15 protein-coding genes and 1 pseudogene are annotated in these 16,254 nt (G+C 63.9%); 4 read left to right on the top strand and 12 right to left on the bottom strand.

Annotation, left to right across the window (positions count from 1 at the left end):
* The first annotated feature begins 277 nt into the window (after nt 1–277).
* On the top strand, nt 278–679 hold the full coding sequence (locus NKH99_RS08895; protein ID WP_352683973.1) for a hypothetical protein: 402 nt from the start codon (nt 278–280) through the stop codon (nt 677–679).
* A gap of 139 nt (nt 680–818) precedes the next feature.
* Here NKH99_RS08895 and NKH99_RS08900 read toward each other — a convergent pair whose 3' ends face one another.
* The 8 genes from NKH99_RS08900 to NKH99_RS08935 all read right to left on the bottom strand — a co-directional run bounded on the left by NKH99_RS08900 (nt 819) and on the right by NKH99_RS08935 (nt 10,758).
* The gene (locus NKH99_RS08900) at nt 819–2,459 is read right to left on the bottom strand and encodes an ABC transporter substrate-binding protein (protein ID WP_352770178.1); all 1,641 of its coding nucleotides are present in this window, start codon (nt 2,457–2,459) and stop codon (nt 819–821) included.
* 273 nt (nt 2,460–2,732) lie between these two features.
* Nucleotides 2,733–3,725 carry an alpha/beta hydrolase gene (locus NKH99_RS08905; RefSeq protein ID WP_353013668.1) on the bottom strand — a complete coding sequence of 331 codons (993 nt, stop codon included), beginning with the start codon at nt 3,723–3,725 and terminating at the stop codon, nt 2,733–2,735.
* A 16-nt stretch (nt 3,726–3,741) separates the two neighbouring features.
* Nucleotides 3,742–4,419, bottom strand: a complete 678-nt coding sequence (locus NKH99_RS08910) for an isochorismatase family protein (RefSeq protein WP_352539770.1) — start codon at nt 4,417–4,419, stop codon at nt 3,742–3,744.
* Between the two features lie 20 nt (nt 4,420–4,439).
* Nucleotides 4,440–5,744 (bottom strand): M24 family metallopeptidase, encoded by a 1,305-nt coding sequence (locus NKH99_RS08915; protein WP_353013670.1) that lies wholly within the window; start codon nt 5,742–5,744, stop codon nt 4,440–4,442.
* A 530-nt stretch (nt 5,745–6,274) separates the two neighbouring features.
* Nucleotides 6,275–7,252: a GlxA family transcriptional regulator gene (locus NKH99_RS08920; RefSeq protein ID WP_352458590.1), complete on the bottom strand. Its 978-nt coding sequence runs from the start codon at nt 7,250–7,252 to the stop codon at nt 6,275–6,277.
* Nucleotides 7,253–7,569: 317 nt separating this feature from the next.
* Nucleotides 7,570–8,751, bottom strand: a complete 1,182-nt coding sequence (locus tag NKH99_RS08925) for a trans-sulfuration enzyme family protein (RefSeq protein ID WP_353013672.1) — start codon at nt 8,749–8,751, stop codon at nt 7,570–7,572.
* Nucleotides 8,748–10,172, bottom strand: coding sequence for a pyridoxal-phosphate dependent enzyme (locus NKH99_RS08930; RefSeq protein WP_353013674.1), 1,425 nt, complete (start codon nt 10,170–10,172; stop codon nt 8,748–8,750). The genes NKH99_RS08925 and NKH99_RS08930 overlap by 4 nt, the downstream gene beginning before the upstream one ends.
* 187 nt (nt 10,173–10,359) lie before the next feature.
* Nucleotides 10,360–10,758, bottom strand: a complete 399-nt coding sequence (locus tag NKH99_RS08935) for a RidA family protein (RefSeq protein WP_353013676.1) — start codon at nt 10,756–10,758, stop codon at nt 10,360–10,362.
* A 155-nt stretch (nt 10,759–10,913) separates the two neighbouring features.
* Between NKH99_RS08935 and NKH99_RS08940 the strand changes: the two genes are divergently transcribed.
* Together NKH99_RS08940 and NKH99_RS08945 are read left to right on the top strand one after the other, a co-directional pair.
* Nucleotides 10,914–11,243, top strand: a complete 330-nt coding sequence (locus NKH99_RS08940; RefSeq protein WP_352458586.1) for a hypothetical protein — start codon at nt 10,914–10,916, stop codon at nt 11,241–11,243.
* Nucleotides 11,240–11,887, top strand: coding sequence for a cysteine hydrolase family protein (locus NKH99_RS08945; RefSeq protein ID WP_352542813.1), 648 nt, complete (start codon nt 11,240–11,242; stop codon nt 11,885–11,887). Before NKH99_RS08940 ends, NKH99_RS08945 begins: the two co-directional genes overlap by 4 nt.
* A 239-nt stretch (nt 11,888–12,126) precedes the next feature.
* Here NKH99_RS08945 and NKH99_RS08950 read toward each other — a convergent pair.
* The 4 genes and pseudogenes from NKH99_RS08950 to NKH99_RS08965 form a co-directional block, all read right to left on the bottom strand.
* Nucleotides 12,127–12,483 (bottom strand): annotated as a pseudogene (locus NKH99_RS08950) (winged helix-turn-helix transcriptional regulator); the annotation flags it as partial.
* Nucleotides 12,484–12,682: 199 nt separating this feature from the next.
* Nucleotides 12,683–14,029 carry an FAD/NAD(P)-binding protein gene (locus tag NKH99_RS08955; RefSeq protein WP_352473976.1) on the bottom strand — a complete coding sequence of 449 codons (1,347 nt, stop codon included), beginning with the start codon at nt 14,027–14,029 and terminating at the stop codon, nt 12,683–12,685.
* Nucleotides 14,030–14,078: 49 nt separating this feature from the next.
* On the bottom strand, nt 14,079–14,531 hold the full coding sequence (locus NKH99_RS08960; protein WP_023675902.1) for an RrF2 family transcriptional regulator: 453 nt from the start codon (nt 14,529–14,531) through the stop codon (nt 14,079–14,081).
* Nucleotides 14,532–14,678: 147 nt separating this feature from the next.
* Nucleotides 14,679–14,870: a hypothetical protein gene (locus tag NKH99_RS08965; protein ID WP_352458582.1), complete on the bottom strand. Its 192-nt coding sequence runs from the start codon at nt 14,868–14,870 to the stop codon at nt 14,679–14,681.
* A gap of 338 nt (nt 14,871–15,208) precedes the next feature.
* Between NKH99_RS08965 and tauA the strand changes: the two genes are divergently transcribed.
* Nucleotides 15,209–16,222: a taurine ABC transporter substrate-binding protein gene (gene tauA / locus NKH99_RS08970; protein ID WP_352921755.1), complete on the top strand. Its 1,014-nt coding sequence runs from the start codon at nt 15,209–15,211 to the stop codon at nt 16,220–16,222.
* Nucleotides 16,223–16,254: the final 32 nt, after the last annotated feature.

Below are 16,254 nucleotides of genomic sequence, written 5' to 3' on the forward strand. Positions count from 1 at the left end.
CTATGTTGTTGTGAATTTTGCGCCAGCTCTACAAAAAGGGCGCGACGAACCCACATCTTATACGATCGCCCCAATCGCGATCTATTGTGGTATTTTTTCGAACCCAGCCAACCCTTGCGAGGGCCGAAAGAAACGTGCCCCTTTGCCCGACTTTTCAACGCTGCGGAGTGCCAAATAGAGGCACAGTGGGGGCGGCACATCCCACAAAAGCTCGCAGAGGCGGCTGCGGCCGACCGGATGCGGCGCCAGCGCCAGATAGGCGAGCAGCGCACACAGCTTGCGCGATTTTGGGAGCCGGCTGATCGACCAGAACATCGCGCAAGGGCATTATCTCGGCGCGCTGATCGCGGCCGAACCGGCACTCGAACTGGTAGCGCCGGTGAGCATCAACATCGTGTGCTTTCGCTACCGCGCGGACGGACTGGGCGGGGAGCGCCTGAAAGCGCTCAATACCGAGATCATGCTGAGGCTGCAGGAAGAAGGCATCGCCGCCATTTCCGACACGACGGTGCATGGCCAGCATAGCCTCAGGGTGGCGATCAACAACCACCGCACCCGGCGCGACGATCTGGACCTGCTGGTGCGGGAGACCGTGCGGCTTGGACTGGAGATTTCAAGGCCTGGCGTGGCTCTTCCTTCTCCCCTTGTGGGAGAAGGTGGACGCGAAGCGGCCGGATGAGGGGTGTTCCAGCTTGATACTGACGGCACTCCGTCCGCACCCCTCAACCGTCTTGGCGCTGCGCGCCAATCCACCTTCTCCCACAAGGGGAGCAGGAAGAAAGAGCGGCGCTGGCCCCGACAATTGGTCGTCTGCAAGGCTACGCCTCGAGCCAGACCTTCTCGAAATGCTGCTCGAGCGATTGGTGCTGCTCGCAGCCATGCACGCCCTTGCGGTAGGTGCGGTAGACCGAGCGCCAGTAGGGCTGGATGATGACGCCGGAATCGCGCAGATTCTGTTCGATCTTGGCCATGAGCTCCTTGCGGGCGCCGGGATCGGGCATCGCCAGCGCCTTGTCGAGCAGACTGTCGAATTCCGGATCGGCGTAGGCGGTCTCGTTCCACGCGGCGCCAGACTTATAAGCGAGTGCCAGCACCTGGACGCCGAGCGGCCGGCCGAGCCATTCCGTGCAGGAGAAAGGATATTTGCTCCAGTCGTTCCAGAAGGTCGCGGCCGGCAGCACGGTGCGCTTGATCTTCAGCCCGGCCTCGCGCATCTGCGCAGCGATGGCGTCGCCGGAGCTCTTCTGCCAGTCGACGTCGACCGAGATGAGTTCGTATTCGTGGTCGGCCTTGCCGGCCTCGGCGAGCAGGGCCTTGGCTTGATCAATGTTGCGGACGGCCGGGCCGATATCGGCATATTCGGGATGCATCGGCCCGACATGATGGTTCTCGGCAGGCTTGCCGCGGTTGTCCATGCCGATCTTCAGCACGGCGGCGTTGTCGACGGCGAGCTGGGCGGCGCGGCGCACCTTGATGTCGTCATAGGGCGGATTGCCGATATTGAACCGCGCGACGATGGTCGAGCCGGTGGCGATTTCCGAATTGCTCAGGCCCATGGAGTCGGTCTGCGCAACCGTGTCGGAGGCGGTTTCGTGGTCGGTATCGATCTCGCCCGATTCGAAGGCCGACAGCATCGCATTGGGGTCGGAGCCGTAGTCCACCCATTTGATGCCGTCGAGGTAGAACTCGCCCTTCCACCATGGCTTATCTTTGCGGCGGACTTCGGCGCCGACCTCGGCATCCCATGCCACGAGTTCGCAAGGCCCGGTGGTGATCGCCAATGCCTTCAGCGGATCGCCGTCGCCTTCATAGCTGCGGTGCATGATCAGCGCCGGATAGTCGGCCATGCCGGCAATCAGTGAAATGTCGGGCTTGGGCAAATTGAGCCGCACGGTGACGTCGTCGACGCGTTCGATGCCGCCGTCGACGGCCTTCTTGGTGTCGGCGTTGACCAGTGCGCCCATGCGCGCGGCGACCGAATTGCCGGCGACGGACGCATCGCACCAGCGCGTCAGATTGTGGATCACGTCGTCGGCGTTGAAGGTGTCGCCATTCGACCAGGTGATGCCCTTGCGGACATGCAGCGTCAGCACGCGGGCGTCGTCGCTGGTTTCCCAGCTCTCGAGCAGCCATGGCTCGAAGGTGAAGTCGCGCTTCCAGCGCACCAAATATTCGTTGCACTGGCGGGCGACGTTGGACATCTCGACGCCGTCGAAGGTGCGCGGATCCTTCCAGCCCTTGACGTTCATGGCGACACGCAAGATGCCGCCGCGCTTCGGCTCGTCGGCCCTGGCCGGTGACGGCGCAAGCCCGCCGAGCGCCAGCGCGCCGGTAGCGCTGACGCCGAGCGCAGCCATGGTGGCGAGATATTCGCGCCGGTTCATCTGGCCTTTCTTGAAGCCATCGGCGACGGGCTCGGCCTGCGGATGCAGTTTTCGATCGGTCAGCATGAACTTCATTGTCGTCATTCCCCTGTTGTTGGGCACCTCTGCCGATCGCCAAACGCGGGGGACGGATGCGATCGCCGGAGCGCCATTGCCTCGGGGATGATAGGGCGAGCTCCCGTGGGGGAGTGTTCGGACTTCCGCAGTTCTTGTGCGCTGTTCCGCAAACGGAAGGTCCCCCCTCACCCGGATTGCCAACCGAATTGCGAAGGGCAATTCGGGGCAATCCGACCTCTCCCCGAGGGGAAGGTGGACGCGAAGCGGCAGGATGAGGGGGCCTTCGCAACTTCAGTAAGGCCAGTCGCCTTTGCCGAGCGCGGCGATGGCCGCAATGACGCGGGCGAAGGCTTCACCGGCGCGCGGAACGGTTTTGCGGGCGCGCAGGAAACTGTGCACCAGACGCGGCTCCTCGCGCCACCAGGCGCGGCCGCCGGCGGCGAGGATGCAGTCGCGATAGGCCTCGCCGTCGGAGGACAGCGGATCGCACTCGGCCGTGATGATGAAGGTCGGCGGCAGGCCGGAGAAATTGCTGCCTCGGAGCGGCGAAAAGGTCGGATCGTCGGGCGACTGTGCCTTTGCGGAGCGCACGTTGCGATAGAATTCGATATCGCGCAACGTCAGCAGCGGCGCTTCGGCGTGCTCGACACAGGAGCCGGCGCTCTCTTTGCCAACTGGTTCCGGGCCGCCGAGCTCGGGATAGATCAGCACCTGGCCGATCGCATGGCGAGGATGACGGTGTGTCGCCTGTGCCACCGCAGCGGCCAGATTGCCGCCGGCGCTTTCGCCGCAGAGCACTATCGGCAGGCCGGCCGTTGCCGTCGCCCATTCGAATACGGCCAGCGCATCGTCGAAGGCGGCCGGATGCAGATGCTCGGGCGCCAGCCGGTAATCGGCGGACAGCACGGCAAAGCCGGTGCCGGCGCATATCTCGGCGCAGATGTCGTCATGGCTGTCGAGCCCGCCAAGGACGAAGCCGCCGCCGTGATAATAGACAACCATCGCCTGCGGCGCCGTGCCCGCCATCTGGTAACGTCGGACCGGGATCGCACGGTCGCCGGCAGGAACCGCGCTGTCGCTGGCCTTGACACCAGGTGGATAGGGCTCGCGAAACGTCCGGCACATGGCATTATAGACCGCCCGCTGCCTGTCGATCGGCATGTAGACGATTTCGGGCGGATACCACTCGTTGACCCGATCGATATAGGCCCACAGCTCCGGATCGAGCAGCGTCTGGTATTTTCCGCGCCCTCTCGTTCCGGGTCGCTCGGCCTCGGTGATCATCGCTGCGCGATCCCGCTCAGAGCTCGGCGTAGAGCCGGGCAGCATTTTCATAGCTGAAGCGCAGCGGCACCGAGCCCTCGACCTGCCAGGCTTCGACCGTCTCGCCTGCCAGCAGCCGGCAGGCGCCGTCGGTGGTGGTGACGGCACCGCCATAGAGCCGGTTGGCAAGGTTGAGGATGGCCGTCTGGTGCATCGCCGTGCTGCCACTGCCGCAGGCATCCTTGACCAGCAGCACTCGAAACCCGAGCGCCACCGCATCCTTGACGGTGGCATCGATGCAGGCCTCGGTCCAGACGCCGGCAACGACCAGCCACTCGATGCCATCGGCCTTCAGCCGCTCGGCGGCAGGCCCCGCGCGGAAGGCGCTGGCATCGGTCTTGACCAACATCATCTCGCCTGTCGCCGGGCCCACTTCCGCGCAGATCGCAGTCAGCGGATCGTCCTTGTCGGAAAATGCCGACTTGCCGCTGGCCTCGACCGGGTGGAACGGCCGCGCCGTGGCGAGATCGACGATATAGGCCCAGTGATACAAAGGCACATGATTGGCCCGTGCTGCTGTCTGCAGGCGCTGGACGTTGGCGAGGATATCGCCATAGCCTTCGACCAGATAGCGCTTGTCCCGCCGATGCTCCTCCTGGAGATCGATAAACACCGCCGCCGCCTTGCCGCGCTTGATCGAGATCGGGCTTTTCATGCAAAACTGCCTGTCAGCACTCAAACGTGTCTGTCAAGGAAATCATCCTCATAGGGGAAGCGCGACAGGAGCTCGGTGCCGGTCTCGGTGATCAGGATCTCGTCCTCCAGCTTGACGCCCTCACGGCCGCCCTTCTCGCCGATATAGCTTTCGACGCTGACCACCATGCCGGGCACGATGACACCGTCGCGGCCATAGGTCTCGTAGTCCATGGCATGCGCGATGAACGGCGTCTCGCCATGCATGCCGACGCCGTGCATGACCGAGGTATAGCGCTGGTCGACGAAGCGGTCCGGTATCTTCCAGGCCTTTTCGGCAATCTCGCGAAATGCCATGCCCGGCTTGACGACCCCGATATTGTGCTGAACCTGGTCGTGCGCCATCTTGTAGAGCGACTTCTGGTAATCCGTCGGCCTGCCCGGGCCGCAGCGGAAGGTACGCGAGAAATCCGAATAATAGCCATAGCAGCCGATCGTGTCGGTATCGAGCGCCAAGAGTTCGCCCGGCCTGATCTTGCGGCCGCTCGCCTCGTTGAACCACGGATTGGTGCGCTGGCCCGAGGTCAGCAGCCGGGTTTCGATGAACTCGCCGCCTTGCCGGATCACCTCGCCATACATGATGGCGAACAGGTCGTTTTCGGAAACGCCGGGCTTGATCGCCTCGCGCACGGCATAGACGGCGGCCTCGGCGCCAGCCATCGACACCTGCAGGCATTTTACTTCCTCGGGCGTCTTGACCGCACGCACCGCCAAAATCTCGCCCTGGCAATCCCGCACCTCGCAGCCGCGCTTTTCCAGCGCCAGTGCCTGCAGATGGCTGCAGCGGTCAAGGCCGAGCTTCATCGAGCCGCCGCCATGCGCCTTGAGCAATTCGGCGATCTCATCGGCGAACGGGCCGGCGGTCTCGTCGTCGCGGCCTGACACCGATGACCAGACCAGCTTGGACGGACGCGCCTCGTCGATCGTGTCGAGCACCATCGAGACATGGTAGCTCTGCGGATATTCGAACAACACGATCGGCCCTTCGGTGGGGATGAAGAAGTAGCGCGTCGAGTTGCGCAGGAAATAGCCGAACATGTTGCGCGAGCCGGTGGCGTAGCGCTGGTTGTAGGGGTCGAACAAAACGACGCCGCCATAGCCGGCCTCGCGCATCCAGGCGCGCAGCCTGGCCAGCCGGCCCTTGCGCAGCGCGTCGGCGTCGATGAAGGACGGCTCGGTGTCCGACAGCCACATGCCGCCGGCCGGATCCGCCGCCGCCGGATGGCGCACGCGATCCCTAAAGTCGACATCCTCGGTGCTGTCGGGGTCAAAAACGACGATGCTCATGGGTGCCTCCTGGAAGCGGCGAGGATGGGCCATGCGCCGCGTAGAGGCTGTGCGAGATACCGCAGATGTTGTGCGAAATACCGCTTGAAGTCGTTCCGTAGCGTTCTACGGCGCCCCCTCTGTCCTGCCGGACATCCCCCCTCAAGGGGCAGGGCAATCGCATTTGGATTCTTACGAAGATGGACCCCCACCCTAACCCTCCCCACAAGGGGGAGGGAACGCTGCCGCCCGCCCTTACTTCCCCTTTTGGCGCCGAAAGGCAGGCAATTTGCCGAGGTCAGCGCCAACGGAAGTCTCCCTCCCCCTTGTGGGGAGGGGTTAGGGGTGGGGGTACGTCGTAGAGCGAAAGCCTCGGCGTTCCATCTGCGATAGCCCTGCCCTTGAGGGGGGAGATCGGCTCGTCATCGCCGCTTTCGTGAATTTCCACCGTCGCAGGAGGAGCGGAGCATCGAAGCTGCCAATCTCCCCCCTTGAGGGGGAGATGCCCGGTAGGGCAGAGGGGGGCGCTGTCCCGCCAACATCCGAAATACCTAATGCCTCCGCATCACCTTCGGCGCATGGCCATGCTCCTCCCGAAACGCCCGCGCAAAACTCGACATCGAGGCGAAGCCGCAGGCCAGCGCCACGTCGCGCACCATCAGCGTCGAATGCGCCAGGAGGTCGGCGGCACGCTTCAGCCGCAGGCGGCGGTAATAGCCGTTGGGCGAGATACTGAGTTCGGAGCGGAAATTGCGTTCGAGCTTATCGGAGGAGATACCAAGTCGCCCCGCCAGTTCCGCCATGCCGAGCCGCTCCTCCACCGCATCCTCCATGATGGCGATGGCCGACAGCACCAGTTCGTTCTGCACGCCGGTCCGCAGCCTGAGCGGCATCAGCTTGCGGTCGACGCTGGAGCGTAGCGGGCTGTGCACAAACCATTCGGCGACGCCGGCGGCCAGTTCGGCGCCATAATCGCCGGTGATGATCTCCAGCATCATGTCGAGGCTGCCGACGCCACCGGCCGAAGTGAAGCGCTTGCGGTCGATGACATAGAGATCGCGCCTCAGCTCGATGTCCGGAAACGCTTCGGTGAAGGCAGCCTGGCTGGTCCAGTGCAAGGTGCAGGCATGACCGTCGAGCAGGCCGGCCCGAGCCAGGAAGAAGGCGGCATCCGCCACCGCGCCGATATGGGCACCGCCGCGCAGGCTTTTGCGGATCCAGCTCACGGCATCCTCGGCGACGAGATGATCGGCGTCACCGCCTGAGCAGACGACGATGCGATCGACCTTCGGCGCGTCGTGGGCGGAAAAGCCGGGCTGAATGACGACGCCATTCGAGGCCTCGACGGGGCCTTCGGCGGCGCCGACGATGATCCAGCGGTACCAGTCCCGCTTGGCCAGCACGTTCGCCGCGCGCAGCGGCTCGATCACCGAGCTGAACGCCATCATCGGAAAGCCTGGGAAGACCAGGATGGCGAAGGTGAGCGGGGTATCGCTTGCCGTCGGTTGGTTGCGTTGTCGGTTGTTCATAGCTTCCGGAGCCAGGCAGCAAGGTGGATCAGGAAGCTACAATTCTGCCAGATGGCGCCAAGGTCAACGGAATAGAATGTAAGACACATGGGATATGGATGCAGAATAAGCGCCGCTCGTTCGTGATCCTTCACGCCCCCTCTGTCCTGCCGGACATCTCCCCCACAAGCGGGGAGACGGCAGCTTCGCCGTCCCGTCCGTGTTTCAGCGTTGGAGGTTGGCGAAAGCGCAAGATGACGGCCAAATTCCCCCCTCGTGGCCGAGATGCCCGGTAGGGCGGAGGGGGGCGCTGTCCCGCCGACGTCTCGCTATCCGGCTCAACTGGCCAGCGCCTGATCCAGATCCGCGATCAGATCGTCGCCATCCTCGATCCCGGCCGACAGCCTTACCAGCGAATCCGAAATCCCGATCTCGGCGCGTTTTTTCGCCGGGATCGAGCCGTGCGTCATCAGCGCCGGGTGCTCGATCAGGCTTTCGACGCCGCCGAGGCTTTCGGCCAGCGTGAACAGTTGCGTATGTTCGAGGAAGCGTTTGGTGCCGGCGAGGTCGCGGTCGAGCTCGACCGTGATCATGCCGCCGAAGGCGTGCATCTGCCGCCTGGCGATGGCGTGCTGCAGGTGGCTGGGCAGGCCGGGATAGATGACACGGCGGATGTCGGGACGGCTTTCCAGCCAGTGCGCGATCTTCTGGCCGTTCGACGAATGACGCTCCATCCTCAGCGCCAGCGTCTTCAGTCCGCGCAGCGCCAGGAAACTGTCGAACGGCCCGGAAATGGCGCCGATGGCGTTCTGCAGAAATTTCAGCCGGTCGGCGAGATCCTTGTTGTCGCCGACCACGGCGACGCCGCCGACCATGTCGGAATGGCCGTTGAGGTATTTTGTCGTCGAATGGACCACGATGTCGATGCCGAGCTCCAGCGGCCGCTGCAGATAGGGGCTGCAGAAAGTGTTGTCGGCGACTGAGAGCACGCCTTTGCGCCTGGCAAGTGCTGCGACGCCTTCGAGGTCGACGACACGCAGCAGCGGGTTGGTCGGCGTCTCGACCCAGAGCATTTTGGTTTCCGGGCGGATCGCCGCCTCGACCGCGGCAAGATCGGTGAAGTCAACGAAGTCGACCTGGAGGTTGGCGGAGCGCTTGCGCACCCGCTCGAGCAGCCGAAACGTGCCGCCATAGATGTCGTCGGTGGCGACGATGTGGGTGCCGGAATCGAGCAGTTCGAAAATAGTGGCGATCGCCGCCAGCCCCGAAGCGAAGGCGAAGGCGGCTGTGCCGCTTTCGAGATCGGCCACAGCGCGTTCGAAGGCGAAGCGGGTCGGGTTCTGGCTGCGGGCATATTCAAAGCCCTTGTGCACGCCCGGGCTCTGCTGACCGTAGGTCGAAGTGGCATAGATCGGTACCATCACCGCGCCCGTCGTCGGGTCGTGGCTCTGGCCGCCATGGATGGTGCGCGTCGAAAAGGCGAGGCGGTTTTTGCCCGATACGGTGGCTTTGACGGTCATCGGGCGCGCCTCAGATGGTTGATCAGGTCGATGCGTGTTATCAGCCCGATGAATTCGTCGCCGTCGAAGACGATGGCGACCTCGTTGCGATCAAACACCGGCAGCAACGCGTCCAGCGTCTGGCTGGCTTGCAGCGTGTGCAGGGTAGAGGTCATGGCCGTACTGACCGGAGCCTTGAAGCGGTCCCAGCGGCTGTCATAGGGGCCTTCGACCTTGGCGAGGATATCGCTTTCGTCGATGATGCCGACGAGCTTGCCCTCGTCCAGCACCGGCAGCTGCGAGACGTCCGAGCGGCGCATACGGCCATAGGCGTTGAGCAGGCTTTCGTCCGGACCGACATACACGGTGTCGCCGGTGCGGTGCGAACGCATCACCAGATCGCGCAAATCACCATGCTGCTCCTGCTCGGCAAGGCCCTGCTCGGCCAGCCAGAAGTCGTCGAACACTTTCGACAGGTACTTGTTGCCGCTGTCGCAGACGAAGGTGACGACGCGCTTCGGCACGGTCTGCTCGCGGCAATAGCGGAGCGCTGCCGAAAGCAACGTGCCGGACGACGAGCCGGCGAGGATGCCTTCCTTCGAAAGCAGGTCGCGCACCGCCAGCATGCTCTGCTTGTCGGGGATGGAATAGGCCTTCCCGACCAGCGACAGATCGGCATTGGGCGGGACGAAATCCTCGCCGATGCCTTCGACGGTCCAGCTCCCGGCCTCTATCATCTTGCCGGTCTTGATCAACGGCGCCAGCACCGAGCCGACCGGATCGGCCAAAATCATCTCGGTCTTTGGCGAGACTTTCGCAAAGTAGCGGCCGAGCCCGGTCAGCGTGCCGCCGGAGCCGACGCCGACGACAACCGCATCGACGTCGCCTTCGAGCTGTTGGAAGATTTCCGGTCCGGTCGTGGTTTCATGAGCCAGCGGATTGGCCGGGTTGGCAAACTGGTTGGCATAGAAGGCGCCGGGCAGCTCGGCGGCGATCTTTTCGGCCATGTCCTGATAATATTCGGCATGACCCTTGCCGACATCGGAACGCGTCATCCGCACCTCCGCGCCGAGCGCCCGCAAATGCTGGATCTTTTCGCGCGACATCTTGTCGGGGACGACCAGGATGATGCGGTAGCCCTTGGGGATGCCGACCTGGGCGAGACCAAGACCGGTGTTGCCGGCGGTCGCCTCCACAATCGTCCCGCCGCGCTTCAGTTTGCCCTGTTTTTCGGCGGCGGCAATCATCGACAGCGCGATGCGGTCCTTGATCGAGCCGCCGGGATTCTGGCTTTCGAGCTTGATGAACAGCCGGCACTTGCCGATGTCGAATTTGGTCAGCTCGACGACCGGCGTCTGGCCGATCAGGTCGAGAACCGAGGCATAAGGCGGGCGCAGGCGGGACGATGCATCGTCCGGTGCCACGATCTTGTGCTTGCTCATGTCAGATGCTCCGTTGCCAGAATGAGCAACCGCCCTGGAAGACGGCAACCTACCGTCTTTTCCAGCCGTTTGCAGTTGGAAAGAAGATAGATCGTGCCAATCCGGCCGCCAGCAGGGGAATGGAATTTCGCGAAAGCTTCGCCGGCCTGCAGGCAGGGGCAAAAGATTTGCAGAACCCGCTTAGGGTTCAGGCGATCGCGGCCTGAGCTTCGATCTCGATCAGAAAATCCGGATTGCCGAGGCCGGCGACGCGCAGCACCTTGATGATCGGCGGCGCGCCACGGTTTGCCCAGAAGGCCATCCAGGCGCCGAAGGCCGGCCCTATGTCCAGGTCGCCGGCGATATAGACCGAGAGGCTGACGAGGTCTTCAGGCTTTGCCCCACCGGCTTCGAGCACCTTTGCCAGGTTGGAGAGCGCCTGAGCGGTCTGTGCAGCGAGATCGTCCCTGGCGACGGTCCGGCCTTGCGCGTCGACGCCATTCTGGCCGCCGACCGGCACGATGCGCGCGGATGCCGGCAGCGACACGCCGTGCGAATAGGCCGGATTGCTGTGCATGCCCTCGGGGTTCAGCCTTTCGATGGTCACCGCGCTTTTCTCCTCTTCAGCAAAAATTATCCCGCGGCCGCCCATAGGATCAACGGCAATCGTGCGGGCGTTTCAACGCACCATCTCGTTCGTTGCGGCCGCCGATTCCGCCATGCTACCCGGCGCTGGGCGAACAGCAATGCAAGGAACGGCCGATGAAGATTCTTGCCTATGACAATTTCAAGCCTGGCGTCACGCTCGACGATTTGCGGCCTTATCTGCGCGACGAAGTGTCGAATGTCTGGCGGCTCTGGAAGGCGGGGATCGTGCGCGAGAATTATGCGCGCGCCGATATTGGCGGCGTCATCATCGTCTTCGAGCTCGACAGCGTCGCGGAAGCGCGGCGCTACACCGAGGACTTCCCGCTGTCCAAGGCCGGGCTGCTAGAATGGCACTTCATCGCCTTCGACGCGCCATTGCCGCTGGAATTCCTGTTCGATCCGACGGTCGATATCGCCAAGCCATGGGACCGGACTGCGGCATGATCCGGTCGAGCGACGGGATCGAAATCCCGGCCAGCCTGGCTGAGTGGTGCGATCCGCGCCGCACGGCGCTGGTGGTCTACGACATGCAGGTCGGCATCTGTCGGCAGGTGGCCGGCGCCGCCACCCTCGTCGAGCGCACCGGCACGGTGCTGGAAGCGGCGCGCGGGGCCGGAATGCGGGTGGCGTTCACGCGCCACCTGTCGCTGCCGCGCAAATGGATGGGCGCGACGCAGCTGCGCACCGCCATGGCCTGGCAGCGGCGCGACAGCCCCGACACGGTCGAGCCGTGGTTCCTGCGCGACGCCGAAGCGACGCGGATCGTGCCCGAGCTGGACCCCCGCGCGGACGAGGCGGTATTCGACAAGCTCACGATGTCGGCGTTCGATTCCACCGCGCTCGGCTTTGCCTTGCGCGACTGCGGCGTGCGCACGATAGCGCTCGCTGGCATCGCCATGGAGATCGGCATCGAGCCGACCGTTCGCCAGGCGACCGACAATGGCTTTGTCGCCGTGGTAATCGAGGATGCCTGTGGCTTCGGCAACCGCGAAGCGCGCGACCGCTCGATGGCAACGCTACGCTTCCTCGGCGAAGCCGTCGTCACCGACGTCGCAAGCTTCTGCAGCGCGCTTGCCGGCGCGGGTTGAGGGCAATCGGCTTGCCGCGCGACCCACCGTTTCACGGCAACGCCGAACCGCTCCATCGCTTTGTCTTCACACATTACGGACGGAAAACCGCTCCGCGCTTTTCCCGGAATTGATCTAGGTGGTGGCTGCGCTGTCGGTGCGAAAGCGCACGCCTTCGGCGCGACCGTGCACGCTGCCCCAGCGTAGAGCGCCTGGAGCGCGGCGGCGAGATCTTCACCGCGCCCGGTCAAGGCGTAGCGCCCCTTGCCGTCGGGCGACGTCTGGAGCGTGACGAAGCCGATCTCGACAAGCTCGGCCAGGCGCTGCGTCAGCATCTTGTCCGAGAGTGAGGGAATCAGCCGGCGCAGGTCGGAATAGCGCATCGGCTGTTCCTTGATGCGCGCCAGGATCACCGTCTTCCATTTGCCCCCGAGCGCGTCGAGCGCGAACTCGACCGGACAGCCGTAGAGTCTTCCGCGTTGGGTCATGCGCCATGGTAGGCAAGGCACGGTGACGACGAAAGCAGAATTTGCCCGGCCATCTGGCCAGGGTCGCGGCTCACGGCCTCGCCGACTACAAAATCCATGGAGGAGAACGAAGACGAGCGTGCGCGACATCAATCCGGTCGATGCGAGACGGCCGAAACGTGTGGCGTCATTGCCTGGCTGTCTCGACCACCACAGGCTGCTGGTCGGCTCTGGTGGAGCGAGCTCCCGCACCCTGGTTCGCCTTCACCGAACGCGGCTATGCGGTCGAGATCTTTTCACCCGGCGACAGCGGTCTTGCATCCGAGATCGCGTCAAGACAGAGGCGGCCTCATCCGAGCAAGCGCTTGCTCAGCCGCGCGCACTGCACGCGAATATCGGGAATGGCGTCGATTTCGAAGAAGGTGCCGCGCGTCAGTGGACCGACGGCGAGGATATTGGCGAATACCGTGCCGTCGCCGGCGATGACCTCGCAGTTCGCGGTCACGTCGAGGCCGAGGCGCAGCGGATCCGGCCGTGCCAGCCCACGCTCGACCAGCGACCGCACCACGCTGTTCGAGGTGGTCGAGATGTCCCTGGCGATGCCTGTGCAATCATAGATGCGGGTGACGTCGAACCTTTCGAGCTGCTGCGTGTGGCGCGACTGGACCTGTAGGCTGAAGCCGTCGCCGGCGGCGATCTCGACGACGCGGCCGGCGACAAGGCGGATGCGGCCCGCTTGCACCGCCTCGGCAACGCGGGCGTAGACTTCCGGCGCCATGCGATGGCGGTGGATGTCCCACCAGGCCTTGGTGTGCTCGACGAAGCGGCGCTTGGCCGAGGACGGCCAGTTCTGCCAGATCTTCTGGTTGAAGGGTCTCAGACCGTCGACGACGTCGCGCCAGTCGATGCCGGCCTTCTGGTTTTCCCGGATCAGGTCGCGGAACCAGCCGACGAAATAGGAAAGCTGGGTGCCGAGCGGAATGTCGGCAACGTCGAGCTTGATCGGATTGCCCTTGCGATGCGGCGAAGGCAGCAGGCCGCGCCGCGACACCGCGACGATCGCGCCGCGGTGGCCGCGCTGCTCGAGCGACAGGAAGGCATCGACCATGCTCAAGCCGGTGCCCAGCACCAGGACTCGGGCTTCGGGGTCGAGCGCAGTGTCCGCCTCGGATCCCATCCTGATCGCATGCCCCTGCCCCGCCCCCGGCTCTTCGTCGTGGCCGGTGGCGAGCACGGCAAGATGCGCAACCACGCTGGTGCCGTTGGCCAGCGCCACTTCGACGCCTGACGCGGTCGGCGAGATCGACAGGCTCTCCTCGCGGATCAGGCGCAGCCGGCCCGTCTGCTGCTCACGCGCCTCGAGCTCGTCGAGCAACTCCTTGAGATAGCGGGCGTAGACGCTGCGCGGCGCATAGACCGGCGCCTGTTCCGGCGTTGCCAGGCCGCGTTCAAGCAGCCAGCGCGAGAAATTGCCGGGATCGTCGGCATAGGCGCTCATGCCCGACGCGCTGACATTCAGCACATGCGCCGACAGCAGCGTTGAATAGGCCATGCCTTGCCCAAAATGCGGGCGTTTTTCGATCAGGCTGACACGTAGATCGGGATTGGGCGACTTCAGCAGATGAGCGGCAAGCACGACGCCGCTGGCGCCGCCGCCGACAATGATGATCGAACTTGGCGTAGCGCGCCCGGTCATGCGCACACCAGCTGTCTTGGCGATCGTCGCCGGCTCAGGAGAGATTGGTTCAGGCCTGGATTTTCAACGCCGCCGAAAAATCCTCGTCGCCGGCGATGTCGCGCATTTCCGCGAGGCTGCGCTGATCCAGCACCTCGGCGATGGCCTGCCGGACCTCCAGCATCAGGTGTCGGACTTGGCATGTCGCCTCGTTGCAGTCTTCGCAGCGCTGATACTGGGTGCGGCTGGCGCAAGGAATGGGGGCAAGCGGCCCGTCGAGCACGCGCACGACGTGGCCGACCTTGATCTCGTCCGCCGGGCGTGCCAGCCGGTAGCCGCCTTCCTTGCCCTTGCGGCTCTGAACGAAACCGGCATTGCGCAATTCGCCAAGGATGGCATCGAGGAACTTCTTCGGAATATTGTTTCCTGTGGCGATGTCGTTGACGAAGGCGAGCTGTCCAACCGGCAGGCGCGCCAGATGGACGAGCGCCTTGAGGCCGTATTTACCTTTTTTCGTGAGCATAACCCGCACGTTTCTCTGTCATGCGATGGCGCAAGGCCACCGGTTGCGAAACGCCTGGCGTGCCTCCCCGCCGCGTCCAAGCTGTCACTACAGATAAATTCTAGTGACATGATATACAAGCCGAGAAACGTTGATTTTGCTTGGTTTTCACGCCGCAATGGCCATTTTGGCCGGGGCTTGTGCTCTTGCGAGCACAGGAGCCACCGCGAATGACACACCGGCAAACTGGCCGGCGGCAGGAATGTCCCGATCGGCGAGAATACCAACAGCAGCTTCTGCCCCTGAATTTGAAGGCCAAAGCATGCCGCGCGCGGCAACAAGGAGGGTGGCGTCGCTCATCGTCCTCTCCAATCCTTCAATGTCGATAAGGATACTAGACTTAACCGCGAACACAGGGAACTTGATTCCAATTTCTTGGCCATCCACAGCATGGATTTACCGATGCAGGGGCGAAAACGGGAAAATCGTTGTTGCGCGCATGGACGACGTGGAAGAGGTTCCCGGGCAAGGACGATGGTTCTCACCCGGGCCGTCACCCAGAAGCGCGGGAACTGCCATAGCCAGATGACTTTTTCTAACAAGACCGCACCGATTGGAAGGATTTAACTCTACAAGAACGATAGAGTTAGATGACTATGAAACGCAATCCGGGTTTTTCTCGTTTCCAGGAGCCTTTCATGTCCACCATTTCGCGACGTATCGTTCTCTTGTCCTCGGCGGCTCTGGCGGGCGCCGCCTTCCTCGGCCCGGCCGATGCGCGGGACCTCAAGATCACTATCGGCTACCAGACGGTGGTCGAACCCTCGAAGGTGCCGCAGGCCGACGGCGCCTATGAGAGCGCGACCAAGGCGACAATCGACTGGCGGAAATTCGATTCCGGCGCCGACGTGATCGCGGCGATCGCTTCCGGTTCGGTCGACATCGGTTATGTCGGCTCGAGCCCGCTGGCGGCGGCGGCGAGCCGCGAGCTTCCAATCCAGACAATCTTCGTTGTCGGGCTGATCGGCGAATCCGAGGCCCTTGTCGCCCGCAACGGCGCCGGCATCGAGAAGGCCGCCGACCTTGCCGGCAAGAAGGTGGCGGTGCCCTTCGTTTCGACGACGCATTACAGCCTGCTTGCCGCGCTGAAGCATGAGGGTGTCGACCCGAAGTCGGTCGATATTCTCAATCTGCGGCCACCGGAGATCGCGGCGGCATGGGCGCGCGGCGACATCGACGCCGCCTATGTATGGGATCCGGCACTCGGCCAGATCAAGACGACGGGCAAGGTCGTGCTGGATTCCTCCCAGGTCGCCGCCTGGGGCGCGCCGACCTTCGACGCCTGGATCGTGCGCACCGACTTCGCCGAAAGGAACCCGGAAGCGGTGCGCGACTTCGTCAAAGTAACGGGCGCAGCCTATGCCGAGTTCCTGGCCAAGCCGGACGCCTGGTCGGTGACGTCGCCGCAAGCGGCCAAGATCGCCACGATCACCGGCGCCAAGCTGGAGGACGTGCCGCAACTATTGAGGGGCTATGTCTTCCCGACGCTCGAGGAGCAAGCCTCGGACAAGTTCCTCCGTGGCGGCACGGTCAAGGCGGTCGAGGCGACATCGGCCTTCCTCAAGGAGCAGGGCAAGATCGACGCCGTGCTGCCGGATTATTCGAAATACGTGTCGTCGAAATATGTCAGCGAAGCGCTTGCCTCGAACTGACGCCAACGCGCGCGGTTCTCCTTCCCTGACGC

It is taken from the genome of Mesorhizobium sp. M0854, assembly GCF_040319815.1.
GTDB lineage: Bacteria > Pseudomonadota > Alphaproteobacteria > Rhizobiales > Rhizobiaceae > Mesorhizobium.

What these genes read in the sequence shown, in the direction of transcription:
- NKH99_RS08905 (WP_353013668.1), bottom strand. Translation starts at nt 3,725, where the DNA reads ATGATCACCGAGGCCGAGCGACCCGGAACGAGAGGGCGCGGAAAATAC.
- tauA (WP_352921755.1), top strand. Translation starts at nt 15,209, where the DNA reads ATGTCCACCATTTCGCGACGTATCGTTCTCTTGTCCTCGGCGGCTCTG.
- NKH99_RS08925 (WP_353013672.1), bottom strand. Translation starts at nt 8,751, where the DNA reads ATGACCGTCAAAGCCACCGTATCGGGCAAAAACCGCCTCGCCTTTTCG.
- NKH99_RS08900 (WP_352770178.1), bottom strand. Translation starts at nt 2,459, where the DNA reads ATGAAGTTCATGCTGACCGATCGAAAACTGCATCCGCAGGCCGAGCCC.
- NKH99_RS08955 (WP_352473976.1), bottom strand. Translation starts at nt 14,029, where the DNA reads ATGACCGGGCGCGCTACGCCAAGTTCGATCATCATTGTCGGCGGCGGC.
- NKH99_RS08910 (WP_352539770.1), bottom strand. Translation starts at nt 4,419, where the DNA reads ATGAAAAGCCCGATCTCGATCAAGCGCGGCAAGGCGGCGGCGGTGTTT.
- NKH99_RS08965 (WP_352458582.1), bottom strand. Translation starts at nt 14,870, where the DNA reads ATGAGCGACGCCACCCTCCTTGTTGCCGCGCGCGGCATGCTTTGGCCT.
- NKH99_RS08930 (WP_353013674.1), bottom strand. Translation starts at nt 10,172, where the DNA reads ATGAGCAAGCACAAGATCGTGGCACCGGACGATGCATCGTCCCGCCTG.
- NKH99_RS08915 (WP_353013670.1), bottom strand. Translation starts at nt 5,744, where the DNA reads ATGAGCATCGTCGTTTTTGACCCCGACAGCACCGAGGATGTCGACTTT.
- NKH99_RS08960 (WP_023675902.1), bottom strand. Translation starts at nt 14,531, where the DNA reads ATGCTCACGAAAAAAGGTAAATACGGCCTCAAGGCGCTCGTCCATCTG.
- NKH99_RS08920 (WP_352458590.1), bottom strand. Translation starts at nt 7,252, where the DNA reads ATGAACAACCGACAACGCAACCAACCGACGGCAAGCGATACCCCGCTC.
- NKH99_RS08945 (WP_352542813.1), top strand. Translation starts at nt 11,240, where the DNA reads ATGATCCGGTCGAGCGACGGGATCGAAATCCCGGCCAGCCTGGCTGAG.
- NKH99_RS08940 (WP_352458586.1), top strand. Translation starts at nt 10,914, where the DNA reads ATGAAGATTCTTGCCTATGACAATTTCAAGCCTGGCGTCACGCTCGAC.